14 protein-coding genes are annotated in these 16,480 nt (G+C 36.1%); 8 read left to right on the forward strand and 6 right to left on the reverse strand.

The genetic code is table 11. The features are described 5' to 3' along the window. On the forward strand, nt 1-1,269 hold the full coding sequence (locus BOQ64_RS06075; protein ID WP_129054226.1) for an adenylosuccinate synthase: 1,269 nt from the start codon (nt 1-3) through the stop codon (nt 1,267-1,269). 64 nt (nt 1,270-1,333) lie between these two features. Here BOQ64_RS06075 and BOQ64_RS06080 read toward each other — a convergent pair whose 3' ends face one another. From BOQ64_RS06080 to BOQ64_RS06095, 4 genes are all read right to left on the reverse strand, one after another. Continuing rightward, the gene (locus BOQ64_RS06080; protein ID WP_129054228.1) at nt 1,334-1,765 is read right to left on the reverse strand and encodes a bleomycin resistance protein; all 432 of its coding nucleotides are present in this window, start codon (nt 1,763-1,765) and stop codon (nt 1,334-1,336) included. Nucleotides 1,766-1,817: 52 nt separating this feature from the next. Further along, entirely contained in the window at nt 1,818-3,572 is a 1,755-nt protein-coding gene (gene aspS, locus BOQ64_RS06085; RefSeq protein ID WP_129054230.1) for an aspartate--tRNA ligase, read from the reverse strand. A gap of 170 nt (nt 3,573-3,742) precedes the next feature. Next, nucleotides 3,743-4,765 (reverse strand): T9SS type A sorting domain-containing protein, encoded by a 1,023-nt coding sequence (locus BOQ64_RS06090; RefSeq protein ID WP_164975767.1) that lies wholly within the window; start codon nt 4,763-4,765, stop codon nt 3,743-3,745. Nucleotides 4,766-4,781: 16 nt separating this feature from the next. Further along, a complete protein-coding gene (locus tag BOQ64_RS06095; RefSeq protein ID WP_129054233.1) occupies nt 4,782-5,969 on the reverse strand; it encodes a hypothetical protein in 1,188 nt (395 codons plus the stop codon). A 231-nt stretch (nt 5,970-6,200) separates the two neighbouring features. On the opposite strand from BOQ64_RS06095, the gene BOQ64_RS06100 reads away from it, so the two are divergent. Further along, entirely contained in the window at nt 6,201-7,595 is a 1,395-nt protein-coding gene (locus BOQ64_RS06100; RefSeq protein WP_129054235.1) for an MATE family efflux transporter, read from the forward strand. 220 nt (nt 7,596-7,815) lie between these two features. Continuing rightward, entirely contained in the window at nt 7,816-7,935 is a 120-nt protein-coding gene (locus BOQ64_RS06105) for a 30S ribosomal protein THX (protein WP_129054237.1), read from the forward strand. A 58-nt stretch (nt 7,936-7,993) separates the two neighbouring features. Here the strand turns inward: BOQ64_RS06105 and BOQ64_RS06110 are convergent, their stop codons facing one another. Continuing rightward, on the reverse strand, nt 7,994-8,650 hold the full coding sequence (locus BOQ64_RS06110) for a DUF937 domain-containing protein (RefSeq protein WP_129054239.1): 657 nt from the start codon (nt 8,648-8,650) through the stop codon (nt 7,994-7,996). A 181-nt stretch (nt 8,651-8,831) separates the two neighbouring features. Next, complete coding sequence (locus BOQ64_RS06115; RefSeq protein WP_129054241.1) at nt 8,832-9,341, reverse strand: DUF2480 family protein; 510 nt, start codon at nt 9,339-9,341, stop codon at nt 8,832-8,834. A gap of 146 nt (nt 9,342-9,487) precedes the next feature. On the opposite strand from BOQ64_RS06115, the gene lpxB reads away from it, so the two are divergent. The 5 genes from lpxB (at nt 9,488) to BOQ64_RS06140 (ending at nt 16,471) form a co-directional block, all read left to right on the forward strand. Continuing rightward, a complete protein-coding gene (gene lpxB / locus BOQ64_RS06120; protein WP_129054243.1) occupies nt 9,488-10,591 on the forward strand; it encodes a lipid-A-disaccharide synthase in 1,104 nt (367 codons plus the stop codon). A gap of 34 nt (nt 10,592-10,625) precedes the next feature. Further along, on the forward strand, nt 10,626-11,717 hold the full coding sequence (locus BOQ64_RS06125) for a glycoside hydrolase family 99 protein (RefSeq protein WP_129054245.1): 1,092 nt from the start codon (nt 10,626-10,628) through the stop codon (nt 11,715-11,717). Between the two features lie 144 nt (nt 11,718-11,861). Next, nucleotides 11,862-13,634, forward strand: a complete 1,773-nt coding sequence (locus BOQ64_RS06130; protein WP_129054247.1) for a ComEC/Rec2 family competence protein — start codon at nt 11,862-11,864, stop codon at nt 13,632-13,634. A gap of 146 nt (nt 13,635-13,780) precedes the next feature. Beyond that, nucleotides 13,781-14,443, forward strand: a complete 663-nt coding sequence (locus BOQ64_RS06135) for a succinate dehydrogenase cytochrome b subunit (RefSeq protein WP_123909930.1) — start codon at nt 13,781-13,783, stop codon at nt 14,441-14,443. 15 nt (nt 14,444-14,458) lie between these two features. After that, nucleotides 14,459-16,471, forward strand: coding sequence for a fumarate reductase/succinate dehydrogenase flavoprotein subunit (locus BOQ64_RS06140; RefSeq protein ID WP_129054249.1), 2,013 nt, complete (start codon nt 14,459-14,461; stop codon nt 16,469-16,471). Nucleotides 16,472-16,480 lie beyond the last annotated feature (9 nt).

Here is a 16,480-nt window from a genome sequence, read left to right on the forward strand (position 1 = left end):
ATGGATATTGTATTAGGACTTCAATGGGGAGATGAGGGAAAAGGAAAGTTTATTGATCTTATCAGTGAAAATTATGATATTGCTGCCCGTTTCAATGGTGGCTCGAATGCTGGACATAGTATTGAAAGAAATGGGAAGAGAATTACCCTTAAAATGATTCCTTCGGGTATTTTTATGCAAGGGGTACAGAATGTTATTGGTACAGGAACTGTTCTTGATCCGGTAAGTTTTAAAACTGAAATTCTGAATTTAAAAAAGTTCGATGGTACACTTCAGCCAGAGAAAAATTTGATTTTTTCTAAAAAGGCTCATTTTGTACTGCCTACTTATAAGCTTCTGGATATTTTTATGGAAGAAAATCCGGCTTATACAACCATAGGAACAACAAAGAATGGTATTGCACAAGCATATTCAAATAAAATTTTAAGACAGAATGTGCGAATCGGAGATATGTATTCGCCAGACTTTCAGGAAAGGGTAGACCGAATTTTAGAGAGAGATTATCAGTTTTTGTCTGATGGAGGTATGGAATTACCATCTTTAGAGTCAATTCGTGAAGAGTTTTTTGATGCAGTTGAGTTTTTAAAACAATTCAATTGTACAGAAACCGAGTTATTCCTGAACAAATCTTTATCCGAAGGGAAAACAATTTTAGCAGAAGGGTCTCAGGCTGCATTACTGGATATAGATCATGGTACTTATCCTTATGTAACTTCTTCTTCAACTACTGCTTCAGGGGCTTGTAGTGGATTAGGGATTTCTCCTAAAAAAATCGCTGAGATCTACGGAATTGCTAAAGCTTATTGTACAAGAGTAGGAAATGGAATATTCCCTACAGAACTCTTGGATGAAATGGGTGAAGAGATCAGAACGAAGGGGAATGAGTTCGGTTCCAATACAGGACGTCCGAGAAGAACAGGCTGGCTGGATCTTCCGGCTTTGCGATATGCTGTAATGATTAATGGAGTAACTCAGTTGGTTCTAACGAAAGCTGATGTTTTAAGTGGGCTGAAATCTGTAGCAATCTGTACTCATTATGAGTTGGAAGATGGATCTGTTGAAACTACAGCAGGAACACTTCCTGAAAATGCAAAACCAATATTCAAATGGCTGGATGGCTGGAATGCGGATTTTGCAGTGATTAAAGAATCTTCTGCACTTCCGGAAGAACTAAAGGATTTCCTGTCTTTTCTGGAAACAGAACTGGAGATTCCTGTAGGATATCTTTCTACAGGACCTGGAAGAGAACAGATTTTGAAAATGAAATAGAAATAAAAAACGGGAAGTACATATTTCCCGTTTTTATTTTTTTGAAAATACAATCAATATTTTTTTATTTCTGAGAATTATCTCTGTATTTCCGTTCACCCAGATATTGTTGAAATCTTAAGAGATATCCATCAGGATTCTGGATTAATAATTCTCTTACTCCTTCTTCCTGATCATTTATTCTGTACCATTCTTCTTTGGGTTCTCTAAAGTAAGGGACATTGTATTTTGTAATATTTGTGATAATATTGTTCAGGTCAATTACTTCAATTTGAAAATTAATCCCTCTTCCCCTTGGAAATGAAAGAGTATCGGTAAGCCATGCTTCAGGATGATCTTCTTCAAGCATAAATTGAGACCCTTCATATGAAATAAAAGCAAATCGATCTTCTGTTCTTTCAAACTCTATGGTAAATCCAAGTTGAGTTACATAAAACAATTTAGATTGATCGAGATTGCTTACAAGTAATTCTGGAGTTAATTTATTGAAATCCATATTCACAGTTACTGGTATAATAAAAAAGCGGGGCAAATACCCCGCTTTAAATTTATGCTTTTAAATTTAATTTTAACTCTAGTTCATCGAGTTGTGCATCAGCAATGGAAGCTGGTGCGTCAATCATGACATCACGCCCGGAATTGTTCTTAGGGAATGCGATATAATCCCTGATTACTTCATTTCCATCAAGAATCGCTACCAAACGGTCAAATCCGAATGCTAAACCACCATGTGGTGGTGCACCGTACTTAAAGGCGTTCATTAAGAATCCAAACTGAGCTTCTGCTTCTTCTTTTGAGAATCCTAACAGGTCAAACATTTTAGATTGAAGATCTCTGTCGAAAATTCTGATAGATCCCCCTCCGATTTCGTTTCCGTTAAGTACCATATCGTAAGCGTTAGCTCTTGCTTTACCAGGATCAGTTTCCAGTAAATGAATATCTTCAGGTTTTGGAGAAGTGAAAGGGTGGTGCATTGCATGGTATCTTTCAGTATCTTCATCCCATTCTAATAGAGGGAAGTCAACAACCCAAAGTGGCGCAAATACATTTCCTTTTCTTAATCCTAAACGGTTACCAAGCTCCATTCTCAATGCAGAAAGCTGAGCTCTTACCTTGTTTTCGTTTCCGGAAAGAATCAACATTAAGTCTCCTTCTTTAGCTCCGAATTTTTCAATGATCTTCGCTAAATCTTCTTCATTATAGAATTTGTTTACAGATGAAGTTTTCACTCCGTCATTCTGGAACTTAGCCCAAACCATTCCCGAAGCTCCGATCTGTGGACGTTTTACCCAATCCACAAGCTCGTCAATCTGCTTTCTTGTATAGTCTGCACATCCTTCTACATTGATTCCGACAACCAATTCAGCTTCATCGAATATCTTAAAGTCCTTTCCTTTTACAAGTTCGTTAAGTTCTACGAATTCCATTCCGAAACGGATGTCCGGTTTGTCGTTTCCGTATTTTCTCATCGCATCAGCGAAAGTCATTCTTGGGAAATCTCCGAATTCCTGACCTGTAATATCTTTGATAAGCGTTTTAGTCATTCCTTCAAAAACGTTCATTACGTCTTCCTGCTCTACAAAAGCCATCTCACAGTCGATCTGTGTAAATTCAGGCTGTCTGTCGGCTCTTAAATCCTCATCACGGAAACATTTTACAATCTGGAAATATTTATCCATTCCACCTACCATCAAAAGCTGTTTGAAAGTCTGTGGAGACTGTGGTAATGCATAAAACTGTCCTGGGTTCATTCTGCTTGGAACCACAAAGTCTCTTGCCCCTTCAGGAGTAGATTTAATCAAGACAGGAGTTTCCACTTCAATAAAACCTTCATCAGATAAGTAATTTCTTACTTTCTGAGCCATTTTGTGACGGAAGATCAATTTATCTTTTACCGGATTTCTTCTGATATCCAGATAACGGTATTTCATTCTTAATTCCTCTCCACCATCCGTTTCATCTTCAATAGTGAAAGGTGGAAGCTGAGAATCATTCAGAATGGTTAGTTTTTCAACTAAAATCTCAATTTCTCCTGTAGGAATATTAGGATTTTTACTTACTCTCTCAATTACTTTTCCGGTAGCCTGAATAACGAATTCACGGCCTAATTTTTTAGCTTCTTCCATCAGTTGGGCAGAAGAACGCTCCTGGTCCAGTACCAGCTGGGTAATTCCGTAACGATCTCGAAGATCTACCCAAATCATAAATCCTTTATCACGGATAGTCTGTACCCATCCAGATAGTGTAACTTCTTCATTCAGATTTTTCAGAGATAGCTCTCCGTTGGTGTGTGATCGAAACATAATTATTTGTTTAAAGTTCAATGTTTAAGGTTCAGCTTAGAACCTTTTTTTTATGTTTGCAAAGATAAGATTTTTGAAGGTTTTTAAAACAAAAAACTTCCCGAAGGAAGTTTTAAAATATTTTTTGTTGAAATTTTTTATAAAATGATCAACATTTATTTTGAGTGATCTTATTTCTTGATGAATTTAGAAGAGTATTTTCCTTCCTTATTTTCAATCGTTAGAATATAATTTCCTTTAACAAGTGATGATACATTAATCCCTTTGTTTCCGTCTACGTTATCTTTAGAAAGAACCAATCTTCCTTCAATAGAGTAGATATTCATTTTACCGGATACATTGAAGTGGATGATGTCATCTGCAGGGTTGGGATAACAAACTATATTTTTAGATAATTTGACTTCTTTTGTACCTAAATTAGTAGTCTCAATATAGACAACATTCTGGAAAACAGGTCCCCATACGCCCTGGTTATCTTTTACTCTTACATTAAAGATATGGAAGCCTGTAGGAGATGCAATTGGAATATTGTTCTGCAAAACTTCTTCAACAGCATTGTCAAAATTACCATCTAAAGCCGTTAATACAGTTGCATTTCCTTCTCCCGGATCATTATCCCAAAAATATTCTCCATTGGTAAGACTTACTGCTCCTGTAATAGTAGGAGTACCGGTATGAACAACATTTTTAAAAACAGGTCCCCATACGCCCTGGCTATCTTTCACTCTTACATTAAAAACGTGAAAACCTGCAGATTGAGGAATTGAAATGTTGTTCTGTAAAATATCTTCAATGGCGTTATCAAAATTACTGTCTAAAGCTGTTAGCGCTGTAGCATTTCCTTCTCCCGGATCATTGTCCCAAAAATATTCTCCATTGGTAAGACTTACTGCTCCTGTAATAGTAGGACTTCCAGTATGAACTATATTTTTAAAAACAGGTCCCCAGTTTCCCTGGCTGTCCTTAAATCGGATGGCAAAAGTATGAAATCCACTGGCAGAAGGAATAGATGATGTATTTTGAAGAATATCTTCTATCACATTATCAAAATTACCATCTGCAGCCGTCAGAGCTGTTGCATTTCCTTCACCAGGATCAGTATCCCAATAGTATTCAGCATTATTTACCTTTATTTGTGCCTGAAATAAAAATACAAATAATGAAAAAATACCAGTGAGTATTTTTTTGTTCATTGTTTTCATATTTATATTATTTGGATATTCCTGTTGCTTCTGCCTGGATGGATGTGGTTCCCAGGTATACTCTTCTCGGAGTATTAAGGAACGTTACTCTTGGCTTGTTTCCTGCATTGCTTGGCCAATAATTTGCCCATGAATTTGACCCTCCCAAAGGACCAATATCACTTCTTGTTAAATCTAAATCCTGGTATTCTTCATCAGGTACTCCTGCATTGATTATTGCTCCAGAGGATATTAGGAGGTTTAAATCTAAATCATAAGTAGCACTGCTTATATTGTTATTTTGGATATCTACCCCTGTGGCGCTGAAGGTAGAAGTCGCTAAATTATAACTAGCAATCACTGTTGGATAAACTGTTGCAGAAATTTCTGTAGCATTAGAACCAGCAGCATTTATAATATTGTTTGATATGTTGATAATGCCTGTGTTCGAACCATAAATACGAAGAGCAGAATAGGTTCCTGCTACACTAGTTGTTAAAATTCTGTTGTTTTGTACTATATTTGTTGATCCTGCTTTTATCTCGGCAAGGTCCACCGGACCGTAACTGAAACCAGCATTACTCACGTCATTGTTTAGGATGTTTATCGGGTAATTTGTTGTACTCGAGCCAATTCCAGCAGTCTTATTAGCAATAATATAAACATCAGAGGTAGCTAATGGTGCACTATCATTATTTAAACGAATAGTTTCAATGAAGTTACCCACAACTTTTCCATGTAGGAAATATAAGGCATTGGCAGTACTTCCATAGACATTGGCAGTAACATTTTTAGAAGTACTAAAATCGAAAGATGAATCTGCTGTACAATTCACGATATTAATGGTACATCTTCCTCCTGTAAAAGTTGTAGCGGTTGTACTAATACTACTTTGGAAAGCATACATGTTATGAAGGTTTATTACTCTGCCTGCAGCTGGTACAATAGTAATGTTACCCTGAACATTATATTTGCTGAAATTGGTTTCAGAAACAAAAGTAAGGGACTTGTTGATGGTAAGATTCTCCAAATAAGGAACATTTCCAATTTTAGGTTTTATAATGATACGGTCACCATTATTGGCTGCAGTTATGGCAGCAGAAATTGTAGAATAAGCTCCTCCCGCTCCCAAATCACGGACGTATAGATCGGCAGCTTTAATTTGTCCAAAACTCATTATGCATCCTAATGCATAAAAAAGGTACTTTGTTTTCATGGATGTAGTTTTTTTTATTAGCTGGCAAATATAAGGTTTAATAAATAAAAAAACTTCCAAAGAGGAAGCTTTTGAGGTTTGTTTTTAAAAAAAATATAATGACATTAATTTCTTATCATCAGGATATGGTTGTGTATGGTTAAATCATATTTAATTTATGAAAAACTTTCCATATGCTAATCCGTAATTGTTTCTGAATGAATATTTTTGTATTTCAAACAAAGAAGAATTATGGCAAAGTATATTGACTTTTTAAAAAAAGCCTTTAGTGGAGAAGAAACTGATTTTACGAAAGTAAATATCAGGAGTGCTGTTCTGCTTCTGGCGATTCCAATGATGTTGGAAATGGCGATGGAGTCAGTATTTGCATTGGTAGACCTGTATTTTGTAGGACATCTGAAGGAGAGTGGTTTTGCCATTCAGACGGTGGGGCTTACGGAGTCTGTTCTTTCCGTAATGTACTCCATTGCGATTGGGATGAGTATGGCAGCAACAGCGATGGTGGCTAGAAGAATTGGTGAGAAAAACCCTGAACAGGCATCCAGAAGTGCAGCACAGGTGTTACTGGTTTCATTTGTAATTACGCTTGTTTTAAGTATTCTGGGAGTTGTTTATGCGGAAGAAATTTTGATTTTGATGGGATCAAGACCGGAAGCGGCTGCTTATGGAAAGAACTTTACAAGAATTATGATGGGAAGCAGCACTATTATTATGCTTCTATTCCTTATCAACGGGATTTTCAGAGGAGCTGGAAATGCAATGATTGCAATGAAGAGTCTGTGGATTGCCAATATTGCCAACATTATTCTCTGTCCTGTCCTGATTAAAGGCCTGGGACCTATTCCTGCAATGGGACTTACCGGTGCTGCTCTAGCAACTACTATTGGAAGAAGTATCGGGGTAATATATCAGTTATATCATCTTTTAGTAGCCGATACACAGATCAGGATTAAACTCCCTTATTTTAAAGCAGATTCTGAATTAATTAAATCCATTATAAAAATTGCTACTCCAGGAATCTTCCAGTTTGTTATTGCTTCATGTAGCTGGATTTTTTTGGCGGAACTGGTAGCCACTACAGGCGGTGAAAATGCTTCTGCAGGATATCAGACGGCCCTAAGGTTAATGATGTTCTTTATGCTTCCTGCCTGGGGATTAAGTAATGCAGCATCTACACTGGTAGGGCAGAACATGGGGGCGAATGAAATGCTGAGAGCAGAACAATCTGTCATGAAAACAGTTAAGTATAATGTGATTTTTATGGTGATTGTAAGTTTAATATTTGTTCTTTTCGGTAATTTCTTAGTGAGTTTCTTTACTCAGGAATTAGAGATCAAAGATTTTGCTAAAAATGCACTCCATATCATGAGTATAGGTTTTATTTTTTATGGAATTGGAATGGTAATGATTAATGCATTTAATGGGGCAGGAGATACGTGGACACCAACATGGGTAAACCTTTTTGGATTTTGGCTATTTCAAATTCCTTTAGCTTATTTTCTTTCCAAATATTTTGAAATGGGACCTAAAGGAGTATTTATTTCCATTCCAGCTGCAGAGACTTTAATTACAATTGTTGCCTTTATTCTGTTTAGAAAAGGAAAATGGAAAACAGTTAAAGTATAATATGAAGTGGGTGATGGGTGCTGGATGTTTCTGAAGATTAAGATATAAATAAACATCCTTGGTTGTAATGGATTTATCAAAGAAATATTTCATTAACGACAAATAGAACTTCCATCTCCCAGCCTCCATCTTCCTTTCTTATAAAACTTTAACAGCTTAAATAGTTGGATAGTAATCATGTATTCCCTAAATTCGTAATAACAACAAATACTTTATTACTATGGGAAAGGGAGATAAGAAATCAAGAAGAGGTAAGATTAATTCCGGAAATTACGGGAAAAGAAGACCTAGAAAAGCTTCAAAATCTTTTGCAACATCGGAAGATAAAGCTAAAAAATAAGAACAGTAAAAAGGCCGGAGAAATTTTCTCCGGCCTTTTCTATGACAAATTAAATTAATTATTTTCCAAAAATATTTCCAAGAATACTTCCTAGTCCGCCACCTTGTTGCTGTTGGTTTCCACCACCACCAAGTACACTGCCTAAGATATCATTCAATGGATTTCCTGATGACTGAGCCTGTCCTCCATTCCCCAAAACACTTCCAAGAATGTCATTTAATGGGCTAGACTGTTGAGTCTGTGCCTGATTTGAGGCATTCCCTAGGATTCCTCCTAAAAGATCTCCTAAACCGCCTGCTCCAACATTGCTCTGTTGTTTCTGCTGACCGATGTATCCCATCACAACTGGTGCCAGCATGGCAAGAATAGGTCCTATTTTGTCAATTGAAATTCCTGTATTTTGTGATAATTGGTTCTCTACTGTACTCTTTTGTCCACCAAAGATATGATCAAGAATAGATCCACCCTCAGCCTGTCTTGCTTCAATTTGTGAAGGATCATTTAAGATACTTCCATTGTGGTCTTTCTCTAAAGCGCTGTTTAAAGCTTCAGCTTCTTTGGCATCCTGAGATTTATTTCTAAGATAAGAAATGATAAGAGGAGTAGCTACTGCTAATAATGCAATTACCTGATTTCTATTAATTCCGAATTTGTTTTCAGCCTGTTCAGCAACCTGGTTGCTTGTGTTCCCTGTAAGTAGGTCTAGTAAGCTCATTTTTGTGTTTATTAAGTATTAATTGACTCAAAGTTATCAAAAAATATGCCTCACAAAATAATTAGGATTCATAATTATTGTTAAAATTTTCAGACCACTGTTTCAGACTATCCTACTGTTGCTCACAATAAAGATAAATGATTAACAGAATGAAAAATCATCAATTAGTAAAGACTGGTTCTTAATTCTTTATGATTGGAACATTAGAGCAAGCTTCTCCGAACATCAGTGATTTTACAATAGGTTTTAGCTGTTCCACCAGCTCAATGTAAGCATTTTCAGGAATTTCTTTATCTGAGCATCCTTTTACCAAAACTCTTTTTCCTCTCATATCATCAAAGTCATAGGTTTGGATAGCATTATGCATCAGAATAACTTCCAGGTCCTCACGGTTTCCAAAGACTATCTTTTTTGATACATCAGTAAGCTTAGCCGTTAATACAAAATAAGCCCAAAGCGGTATAATGGTGTCTACAGAATTGTATATATAGATGTATGAATCTCTATATTCTTCAACGTTAATAGCTTCCACTTTTTCACGGAAATCTTTTTCCTTCAGGATCATCTCCTGGAAAAGAAAATCTTTAAGATCAATACCTTTCCTTTCCCCTTTTGGAAGTAAAGTGGTAAGGTCAAAATTGATAAGGCCGCTTTCAGCAACTTTATTTCGGATTTCAAATTCTTCTGACATTTTTATCATTATCTTTGAACAAATTTACAAATTAAGATCAATATATATTTTAATTTGTTCTCTATCCTTACCATAGAAGCTGCCCATGATACAATGTATAGGCTTGTTCTAACGGTTATTAAAACAAAAAAAAGATTTCGGAAGAAATGAAATATTATATTATTGCAGGAGAAGCTTCCGGTGATCTTCATGGAAGTAATTTGATGAAAGCCCTCAAACAAAAAGACTCGAATGCAGAATTCAGGTTTTGGGGCGGTGATCTGATGAAGGCTCAAGGTGGAACCTTAGTGAAACATTATCGTGATCTTGCATTCATGGGATTTCTGGAAGTGGTCATGAATCTGAGAACCATTTTAAATAATATTAAGTTCTGCAAAGAAGATATTCAGAATAACAGACCAGATGTTCTGATTCTGGTGGATTATCCCGGTTTTAACCTAAGAATTGCCAGATTTGCCAAAGAACTGGGTATTAAAGTGATTTATTATATCTCTCCACAGCTTTGGGCCTGGAAAGAAGGAAGAGTAGAGACTGTCAAAAAATATGTAGATGAAATGATGGTTATTCTTCCGTTTGAAGAAGATTTTTATAGAAAACATGGTGTTCATTCTCACTTCGTAGGGCACCCGTTGCTGGATGCAATTTCTGATTTAAAAGAAATCAGTATCGATGATTTCAGAAAAGAGAATGGGTTGAATGAAAAGGAGATCATTGCGCTTTTGCCGGGTTCAAGAAAACAGGAAGTTGAAAAGATGCTTGAAATTATGCTTTCCGTAAGACCGCACTTTAAAAATTATCAGTTTGTGATTGCTGGAGCCCCAAGTCTTCCTAAGGAGTTTTATGAGAAATATGTGGATGATAATGTACACTTTGTTTCGAACAGAACATATGATCTGTTGAGGTGCTCAAAAGCAGCTTTAGTAACTTCCGGAACAGCAACTTTAGAAACAGCTTTGTTGAATATTCCTGAAGTGGTGTGCTATCGTGGAAGTGCTGTTTCTTATGCCATAGCCAAAAGACTGGTGAAAAATATCAATTACATTTCATTAGTGAACCTTATTATGGATAGAGAAGTAGTGAAAGAGCTTATCCAGAGTGATCTGAACACTAAAAATCTGGTGGATGAACTCAATAAAATTTTAGAAGGAGGAAAAAGAGAGCAGGTCCTTAATGACTACAGCCTTTTGAGAGAAAAGCTTGGTGGTAAAGGAGCCAGTGATCATGCTGCTGAGGTAATTTTAAAAATCTGAGATAAATCCCAGAAAATATAACGACTCCCTTACCATGAAACATGTAAAGAATTTTCTATTATTAATTGCCTGCACAATTTTTTCAATAAGTTTTGCTCAGCAAGAAAAAGTATCCAGAGATAAACTTCAGATATTCTATTATGGTTGGTATGGAAACCAGAAAACTGATGGCAGCCTGCAGCATTGGAATCATGAAATTATCCCACATTGGAGCAATCCTAAATGGAATAATCTCGGAAATCATAAAGGTGGAGATGATATTGGAGCCAATTTTTATCCGGCATTGGGCAACTACAGCTCCAATGATAAAACTATCATAGAGAAACACATGAAGATGATAAAAGATTCTGGTGTAGGGGTTGTAGTGGTAAGTTGGCTGGGAAAAGATTCCTTTACGGATAAAAGTCTGATACAGTATCTGGATATTGCAGACCGTTTTAATCTGAAAATAGCATTTCATATAGAGCCTTTCTACAAATCTGTTGCTGAGCTTAGAGATCAGCTTTCCTATCTTGTGAAAACATATGCCCATCATCCTGCTTTTTACAAAAAAGACGGAAAACCTTTGTATTATGTGTATGACAGTTATAAAATTGCTCCGGAAGAGTGGTCGAAGCTGCTTTCTAAGAATGGCGAGAAAACAATACGAAATACAGAATTAGATGCCTATTACATCGGGTTGTGGGTAGAGGAAAAGGATGCTGCCTTCTTCAATACATCTGGCTTTGATGGGTTTTATACTTATTTTGCCAGCGAAGGTTTTGTTTTTGGAAGCACAACTTCTAACTGGGAATATATGGCTCAATATGCAAAAAATCATCATCTTATTTTTATTCCATGTGTTGGTCCGGGCTATTCAGATACCAGAATCAGACCTTGGAATGAGGCGAATTTTAAAAGCCGGGAAGATGGAAAATATTATGAAAGAATGTTTGATGCAGCCATGAAAGTAAATCCAGAATTTATTGGAATTACTTCATTTAACGAATGGCATGAAGGAACACAGATAGAACCTGCAATTCCTAAAAAGTCAGGAGGTTTCATTTACGAGGATTACGGAAAAGACCCGTGGATGTACATTAAAGAAACAAAGCGTTTAGCAGATAAATTTTTGAAAACAAAGTAAAAATTTTTATGTAAACGTAATTTCATAGCAAAAAAATAGGTGCCCTGTTAATCTCTTTGAAGGTGACAGGGTGTTTTATTTAGTAATTACAGTGATAACAAGCGAATATTCAATTTCTTATATTGGGAATGTAATTGATTTAAATTGAATAAGGAACCACTGCTGATACTAGCTATATGTTTTATTCTTGGAATTTTTTTTCAGGACCAATTTTTATTGGGGAAAACGTGGATTTATAGTTTGGCTATTTTGGATGTCGGAATTTTAATTTCCCTATTCTTGACTTCTTATTTTTTACATAAAATCAGAGGTGTTCTGCTTGGAGTTCTATTTTTTGGAGTAGGTGTAATCCTACATTTTTTTAACAATTCTTCCCCAAGAGCCAATAGCTATACAGCTGAAAGTACAACTATTATTTTTAAGATTTCTCAGAAATTAAATTCAACAGAAAAATATAAAAAATATGAAGGGATAGGACAGTTGGGAGACAGTCAGTTTAATTCAGTCTTTTATATACCTAAAAACCATGAAGAACTGGATTTTAAGCATTATTATAGAGCTGAAGCCTATATTACCCAACCCCGTCAGCCTCAATATGATTTTCAGTTCAATTATGCACAATATCTCAAACGAAAGAATATAGATCATCAAACTTATATTTCGAAAGGCTTTTCCTCAGTAGAAAGAAATGATTTAAGTTTTACAGAACAGATTAAGCAATACAGGTTCAATGTTTTGAAGAAAATTGATAAAACAGAAATGTCCGGGAATACCAGAGAGTTTTTGAAAGGAATTATTCTGGCAGACCGAACGGAAATGGATGCAGGTACAGTGCAGGATTTCAACAGGTCTGGATTGGTTCATTTACTGGCTATTTCCGGAACCCATATCGTAATTATTTTCGGACTGTTTTATTCTTTGATGGTTCGCTGTATTCCTTTGAGAATTAGGAAATATGCTGTAGTATTAAGCATAATGTTTATTTGGCTTTTTGCTTTATTCATTGGATTTGGGAGCTCAGTACTGAGGTCATGCATTATGCTGAGCGTGTATTTTATATTTGTTTTGTTGCAGAGAAAACCGGATTTATTGCATTCATTAGCATTATCAGCATTTATTATTCTGATGATGGACACTCAGCAGCTTTTTGATGTGGGATTTCAGCTTAGTTTTGTAGCAGTGCTGGGTATATTTTGGCTGAATCAGCCACTTTTAAAATATTTTCCAAGAGCCGATAACTATTTAAAAAAACTGTTCTTTAATACCGTTACCATATCTTTATCAGCACAGTTAGCAACGCTTCCGTTGGTGCTGTATTACTTTCATCAGTTTTCATTGGTTTCAATAGTTGCCAATTTCGTTATTGTTCCTTTTTCTGAAGGAATTATTGTGTTTTCATTTCTGATGGTGCCTCTTATTGCCTTTGGCTTGGATTTTAGTTTTATTGATGCAGTATATGATGAGGTTATACAAATACTTTTAAAAGTTATTCACTGGTTTGCAGGAGCAGATATGGTATTAATTAAGAGCATTCCTATGAATTTTACTGAAGTCATCTCAGTATCAATAGCGATATATTTTTTAAGAGCATTGATTTTAAAAATAAACCTTAAAAATTCCATGAATTTCATAATGGCTGTTTTAGCTTTCTTTACGATAAGAATTGGATGTAATATTATTGAAAATAAGAGAGAAGAAGTGCTTTTGCATTCCTTTAGTAAAGATAAAATCATTTCGATAAAGCAAGGGAATAAGGTCTGTTTTTGGATTCCGGAAAGGGTAGGCAGGGAAAAGGTTCTGCAATTTATCATTCACCCTTATTGTTCTTCCAGAAGGATAGATCATTTTGAGATTAAAAAGATTCCTTTTTCAACTAAAAAAATAGTTTTTAGGGATCATGTTTATGATATGAAATAGAGAATTTTGATTTTTTTAATTTCCTTTATTTATAACGTGTAAAGCTCTTATTTAGAAAGATTACAAACTGTCTAATTGTGAGATTTCTCACTTTTCGATATTGTTAACATTTCTTAATTTTGTGGGAAATTCAAATTTAAACTTATATGGCAGGTTTAACGAGTTCTACGATAGGTAGAAAATACGCTATGGCATTATCAGCTATGTTTTTGCTGATTTTTCTTATACTGCATTTGACAACCAATTTGTTATCAGTTCTAAACAGAGATGCATTCAATACAGCATCTGAGTTTATGGGCTATAATCCTTTTGTGCAGTTCTTAATGCAGCCTATTCTTGGTTTTGCAGTAATTTTCCATTTTGCGATGGGATTTGTATTGGAGATCAAGAATAATAAAGCGCGTCCAGTAAAGTATGCATCAAACAATGCTGCTGTAAATTCTTCATGGATGTCCAGAAATATGATTATTTCCGGGGCAGTTGTGTTGGCTTTCTTGGCGCTTCACTTATATGATTTCTGGTTACATGAAATCAACTATAAGTATGTAGAGGGAATAGCTCCTGATTCAGAACGTTTCTGGCCAGAGCTTCATGAGAAGTTTGCTGACCTTTGGAGAGTCGCTTTATATGTGATCTCTTTTGTACTATTGGGCTTACACTTAGCTCACGGATTCCAGTCTTCATTCCAGTCTATTGGAGCAAGACATCCAAAATACACGCCTGTGATTAAGGCTTTCGGAACTTGGTATTCTATCCTTATTCCGGCAGGATTTATCATTGTGGCGGTTTATCATTTTATAACTCAATAATATCAATATACTAGTATGAGTAAATTAGATTCAAGAATTCCAGCGGGTCCTCTTAAAGACAAGTGGAAAAATCATAAAGATCATATGAACCTTGTTGCACCAAACAACAGAGATAAGATTGATATTATTGTTGTAGGTACAGGTTTGGCAGGAGGTTCTGCTGCAGCTACTTTAGCTGAGCAAGGATACAATGTAAAAGCATTCTGCTATCAGGATTCTCCGAGAAGAGCACACTCTATTGCTGCTCAGGGAGGTATTAACGCAGCTAAGAATTACCAGGGAGATGGTGACTCTACTTACAGATTATTCTACGATACCATTAAAGGTGGTGACTATAGAGCAAGAGAAGCTAACGTTTACAGATTAGCAGAAGTTTCAGCTAATATTATTGACCAGTGTGTTTCCCAAGGGGTTCCTTTTGGTAGAGATTACGGAGGTCAGCTAGATAACCGTTCATTTGGTGGGGTTCAGGTAAAAAGAACATTCTACGCAAAAGGACAAACAGGACAACAGTTATTATTAGGAGCATATTCTTCAATGAGCCGTCAGATCGGTAAAGGAAGAATCAAGATGTACAACCGTCATGAAATGCTTGACCTTGTAATTGTTGACGGAAAAGCAAGAGGTATCATCGCAAGAAACTTGGTAACAGGTGAAATCGAAAGACATTCTGCTCACGCAGTTGTAATTGCTTCAGGAGGATACGGAAACGTATATTTCCTTTCTACCAACGCAATGGGATCAAACGTTTCTGCTGCTTGGAAAATTCACAAAAAAGGTGCTTACTTCGCAAACCCTTGCTACGTACAGATTCACCCTACTTGTATTCCGGTTCACGGAACTCAGCAGTCTAAATTAACTTTGATGTCTGAATCATTAAGAAACTCAGGAAGAATCTGGGTTCCTAAAAAGATTGAAGATTCAGTAGCAATCAGAGAAGGAAAATTAAGACCTGAAAACATTAAAGAAGAAGATAGAGATTACTATTTAGAAAGAAGATATCCTGCATTCGGTAACCTTGTACCGAGAGACGTTGCTTCAAGAGCAGCTAAAGAAAGATGTGATGCTGGATACGGAATCGAAAATAATGATACTCAGGAAGGGGTTTACCTTGATTTCTCTACAGAGATCATGAAAAAAGGTAAAGAAGCCGCTATCGAAAAACATATTCATAATCCTACAGATCAGCAAATTTATGATCTTGGTAAGAGTTGGGTTGAGGAAAAATACGGTAACTTATTCGTAATGTACGAAAAAATTACGGCTGATGATCCTTACAAAACTCCAATGAAGATCTATCCTGCAGTTCACTATACAATGGGAGGTGTATGGGTTGATTATAACCTTCAGTCTACAATCCCTGGATGTTTCGTAATCGGTGAAGCAAACTTCTCAGATCACGGAGCCAACAGACTTGGAGCATCTGCATTGATGCAAGGTCTTGCAGACGGATATTTCGTACTTCCTTACACAATTGCAGATTATCTTTCTGCAGATATCAGAACAGGAGCAATTCCTACCAATTCAGCAGCATTTGATGAAGCTGAAAAAGGAATTAAAGATAAAGTTGAATTCTTCATTAATAATAAAGGAACTCATTCTGTAGATCACTTCCACAAGAAACTTGGACACATTATGTGGAATAAAGTAGGAATGGGTAGAACTCCTGAAGGATTAAAAGAAGCAATCAAAGAAATTGAAGAAGTAAGAAACGATTTCTGGAAAAATGTAAAAGTTCCTGGAGAGGGAGATGGAATGAACACTGAGCTTGAAAAAGCATTCAGAGTAGCAGACTTCCTTGAATTAGGACAATTAATGGCTATCGATGCACTTAACAGAGAAGAGTCTTGTGGTGGACACTTCCGTTGGGACCACGCAACTCCGGATGGAGAAGCGGAAAGAGACGACGTAAACTTCAAATACGTTGGAGCTTGGGAATATCAGGGGAACGATATCAACGCGGAAGTGTTGCATAAAGAAGAACTGATTTACGACAACATCGAGGTTAAAACTAGAAGTTACAAATAATCTCCAACC

Origin of the sequence: Chryseobacterium sp. CH25, assembly GCF_004119455.1 — a bacterium.
Lineage (GTDB): Bacteria > Bacteroidota > Bacteroidia > Flavobacteriales > Weeksellaceae > Chryseobacterium.

What these genes read in the sequence shown, in the direction of transcription:
- BOQ64_RS06075 (WP_129054226.1), top strand. Translation starts at nt 1, where the DNA reads ATGGATATTGTATTAGGACTTCAATGGGGAGATGAGGGAAAAGGAAAG.
- BOQ64_RS06080 (WP_129054228.1), bottom strand. Translation starts at nt 1,765, where the DNA reads ATGGATTTCAATAAATTAACTCCAGAATTACTTGTAAGCAATCTCGAT.
- aspS (WP_129054230.1), bottom strand. Translation starts at nt 3,572, where the DNA reads ATGTTTCGATCACACACCAACGGAGAGCTATCTCTGAAAAATCTGAAT.
- BOQ64_RS06090 (WP_164975767.1), bottom strand. Translation starts at nt 4,765, where the DNA reads ATGAACAAAAAAATACTCACTGGTATTTTTTCATTATTTGTATTTTTA.
- BOQ64_RS06095 (WP_129054233.1), bottom strand. Translation starts at nt 5,969, where the DNA reads ATGAAAACAAAGTACCTTTTTTATGCATTAGGATGCATAATGAGTTTT.
- BOQ64_RS06100 (WP_129054235.1), top strand. Translation starts at nt 6,201, where the DNA reads ATGGCAAAGTATATTGACTTTTTAAAAAAAGCCTTTAGTGGAGAAGAA.
- BOQ64_RS06105 (WP_129054237.1), top strand. Translation starts at nt 7,816, where the DNA reads ATGGGAAAGGGAGATAAGAAATCAAGAAGAGGTAAGATTAATTCCGGA.
- BOQ64_RS06110 (WP_129054239.1), bottom strand. Translation starts at nt 8,650, where the DNA reads ATGAGCTTACTAGACCTACTTACAGGGAACACAAGCAACCAGGTTGCT.
- BOQ64_RS06115 (WP_129054241.1), bottom strand. Translation starts at nt 9,341, where the DNA reads ATGTCAGAAGAATTTGAAATCCGAAATAAAGTTGCTGAAAGCGGCCTT.
- lpxB (WP_129054243.1), top strand. Translation starts at nt 9,488, where the DNA reads ATGAAATATTATATTATTGCAGGAGAAGCTTCCGGTGATCTTCATGGA.
- BOQ64_RS06125 (WP_129054245.1), top strand. Translation starts at nt 10,626, where the DNA reads ATGAAACATGTAAAGAATTTTCTATTATTAATTGCCTGCACAATTTTT.
- BOQ64_RS06135 (WP_123909930.1), top strand. Translation starts at nt 13,781, where the DNA reads ATGGCAGGTTTAACGAGTTCTACGATAGGTAGAAAATACGCTATGGCA.
- BOQ64_RS06140 (WP_129054249.1), top strand. Translation starts at nt 14,459, where the DNA reads ATGAGTAAATTAGATTCAAGAATTCCAGCGGGTCCTCTTAAAGACAAG.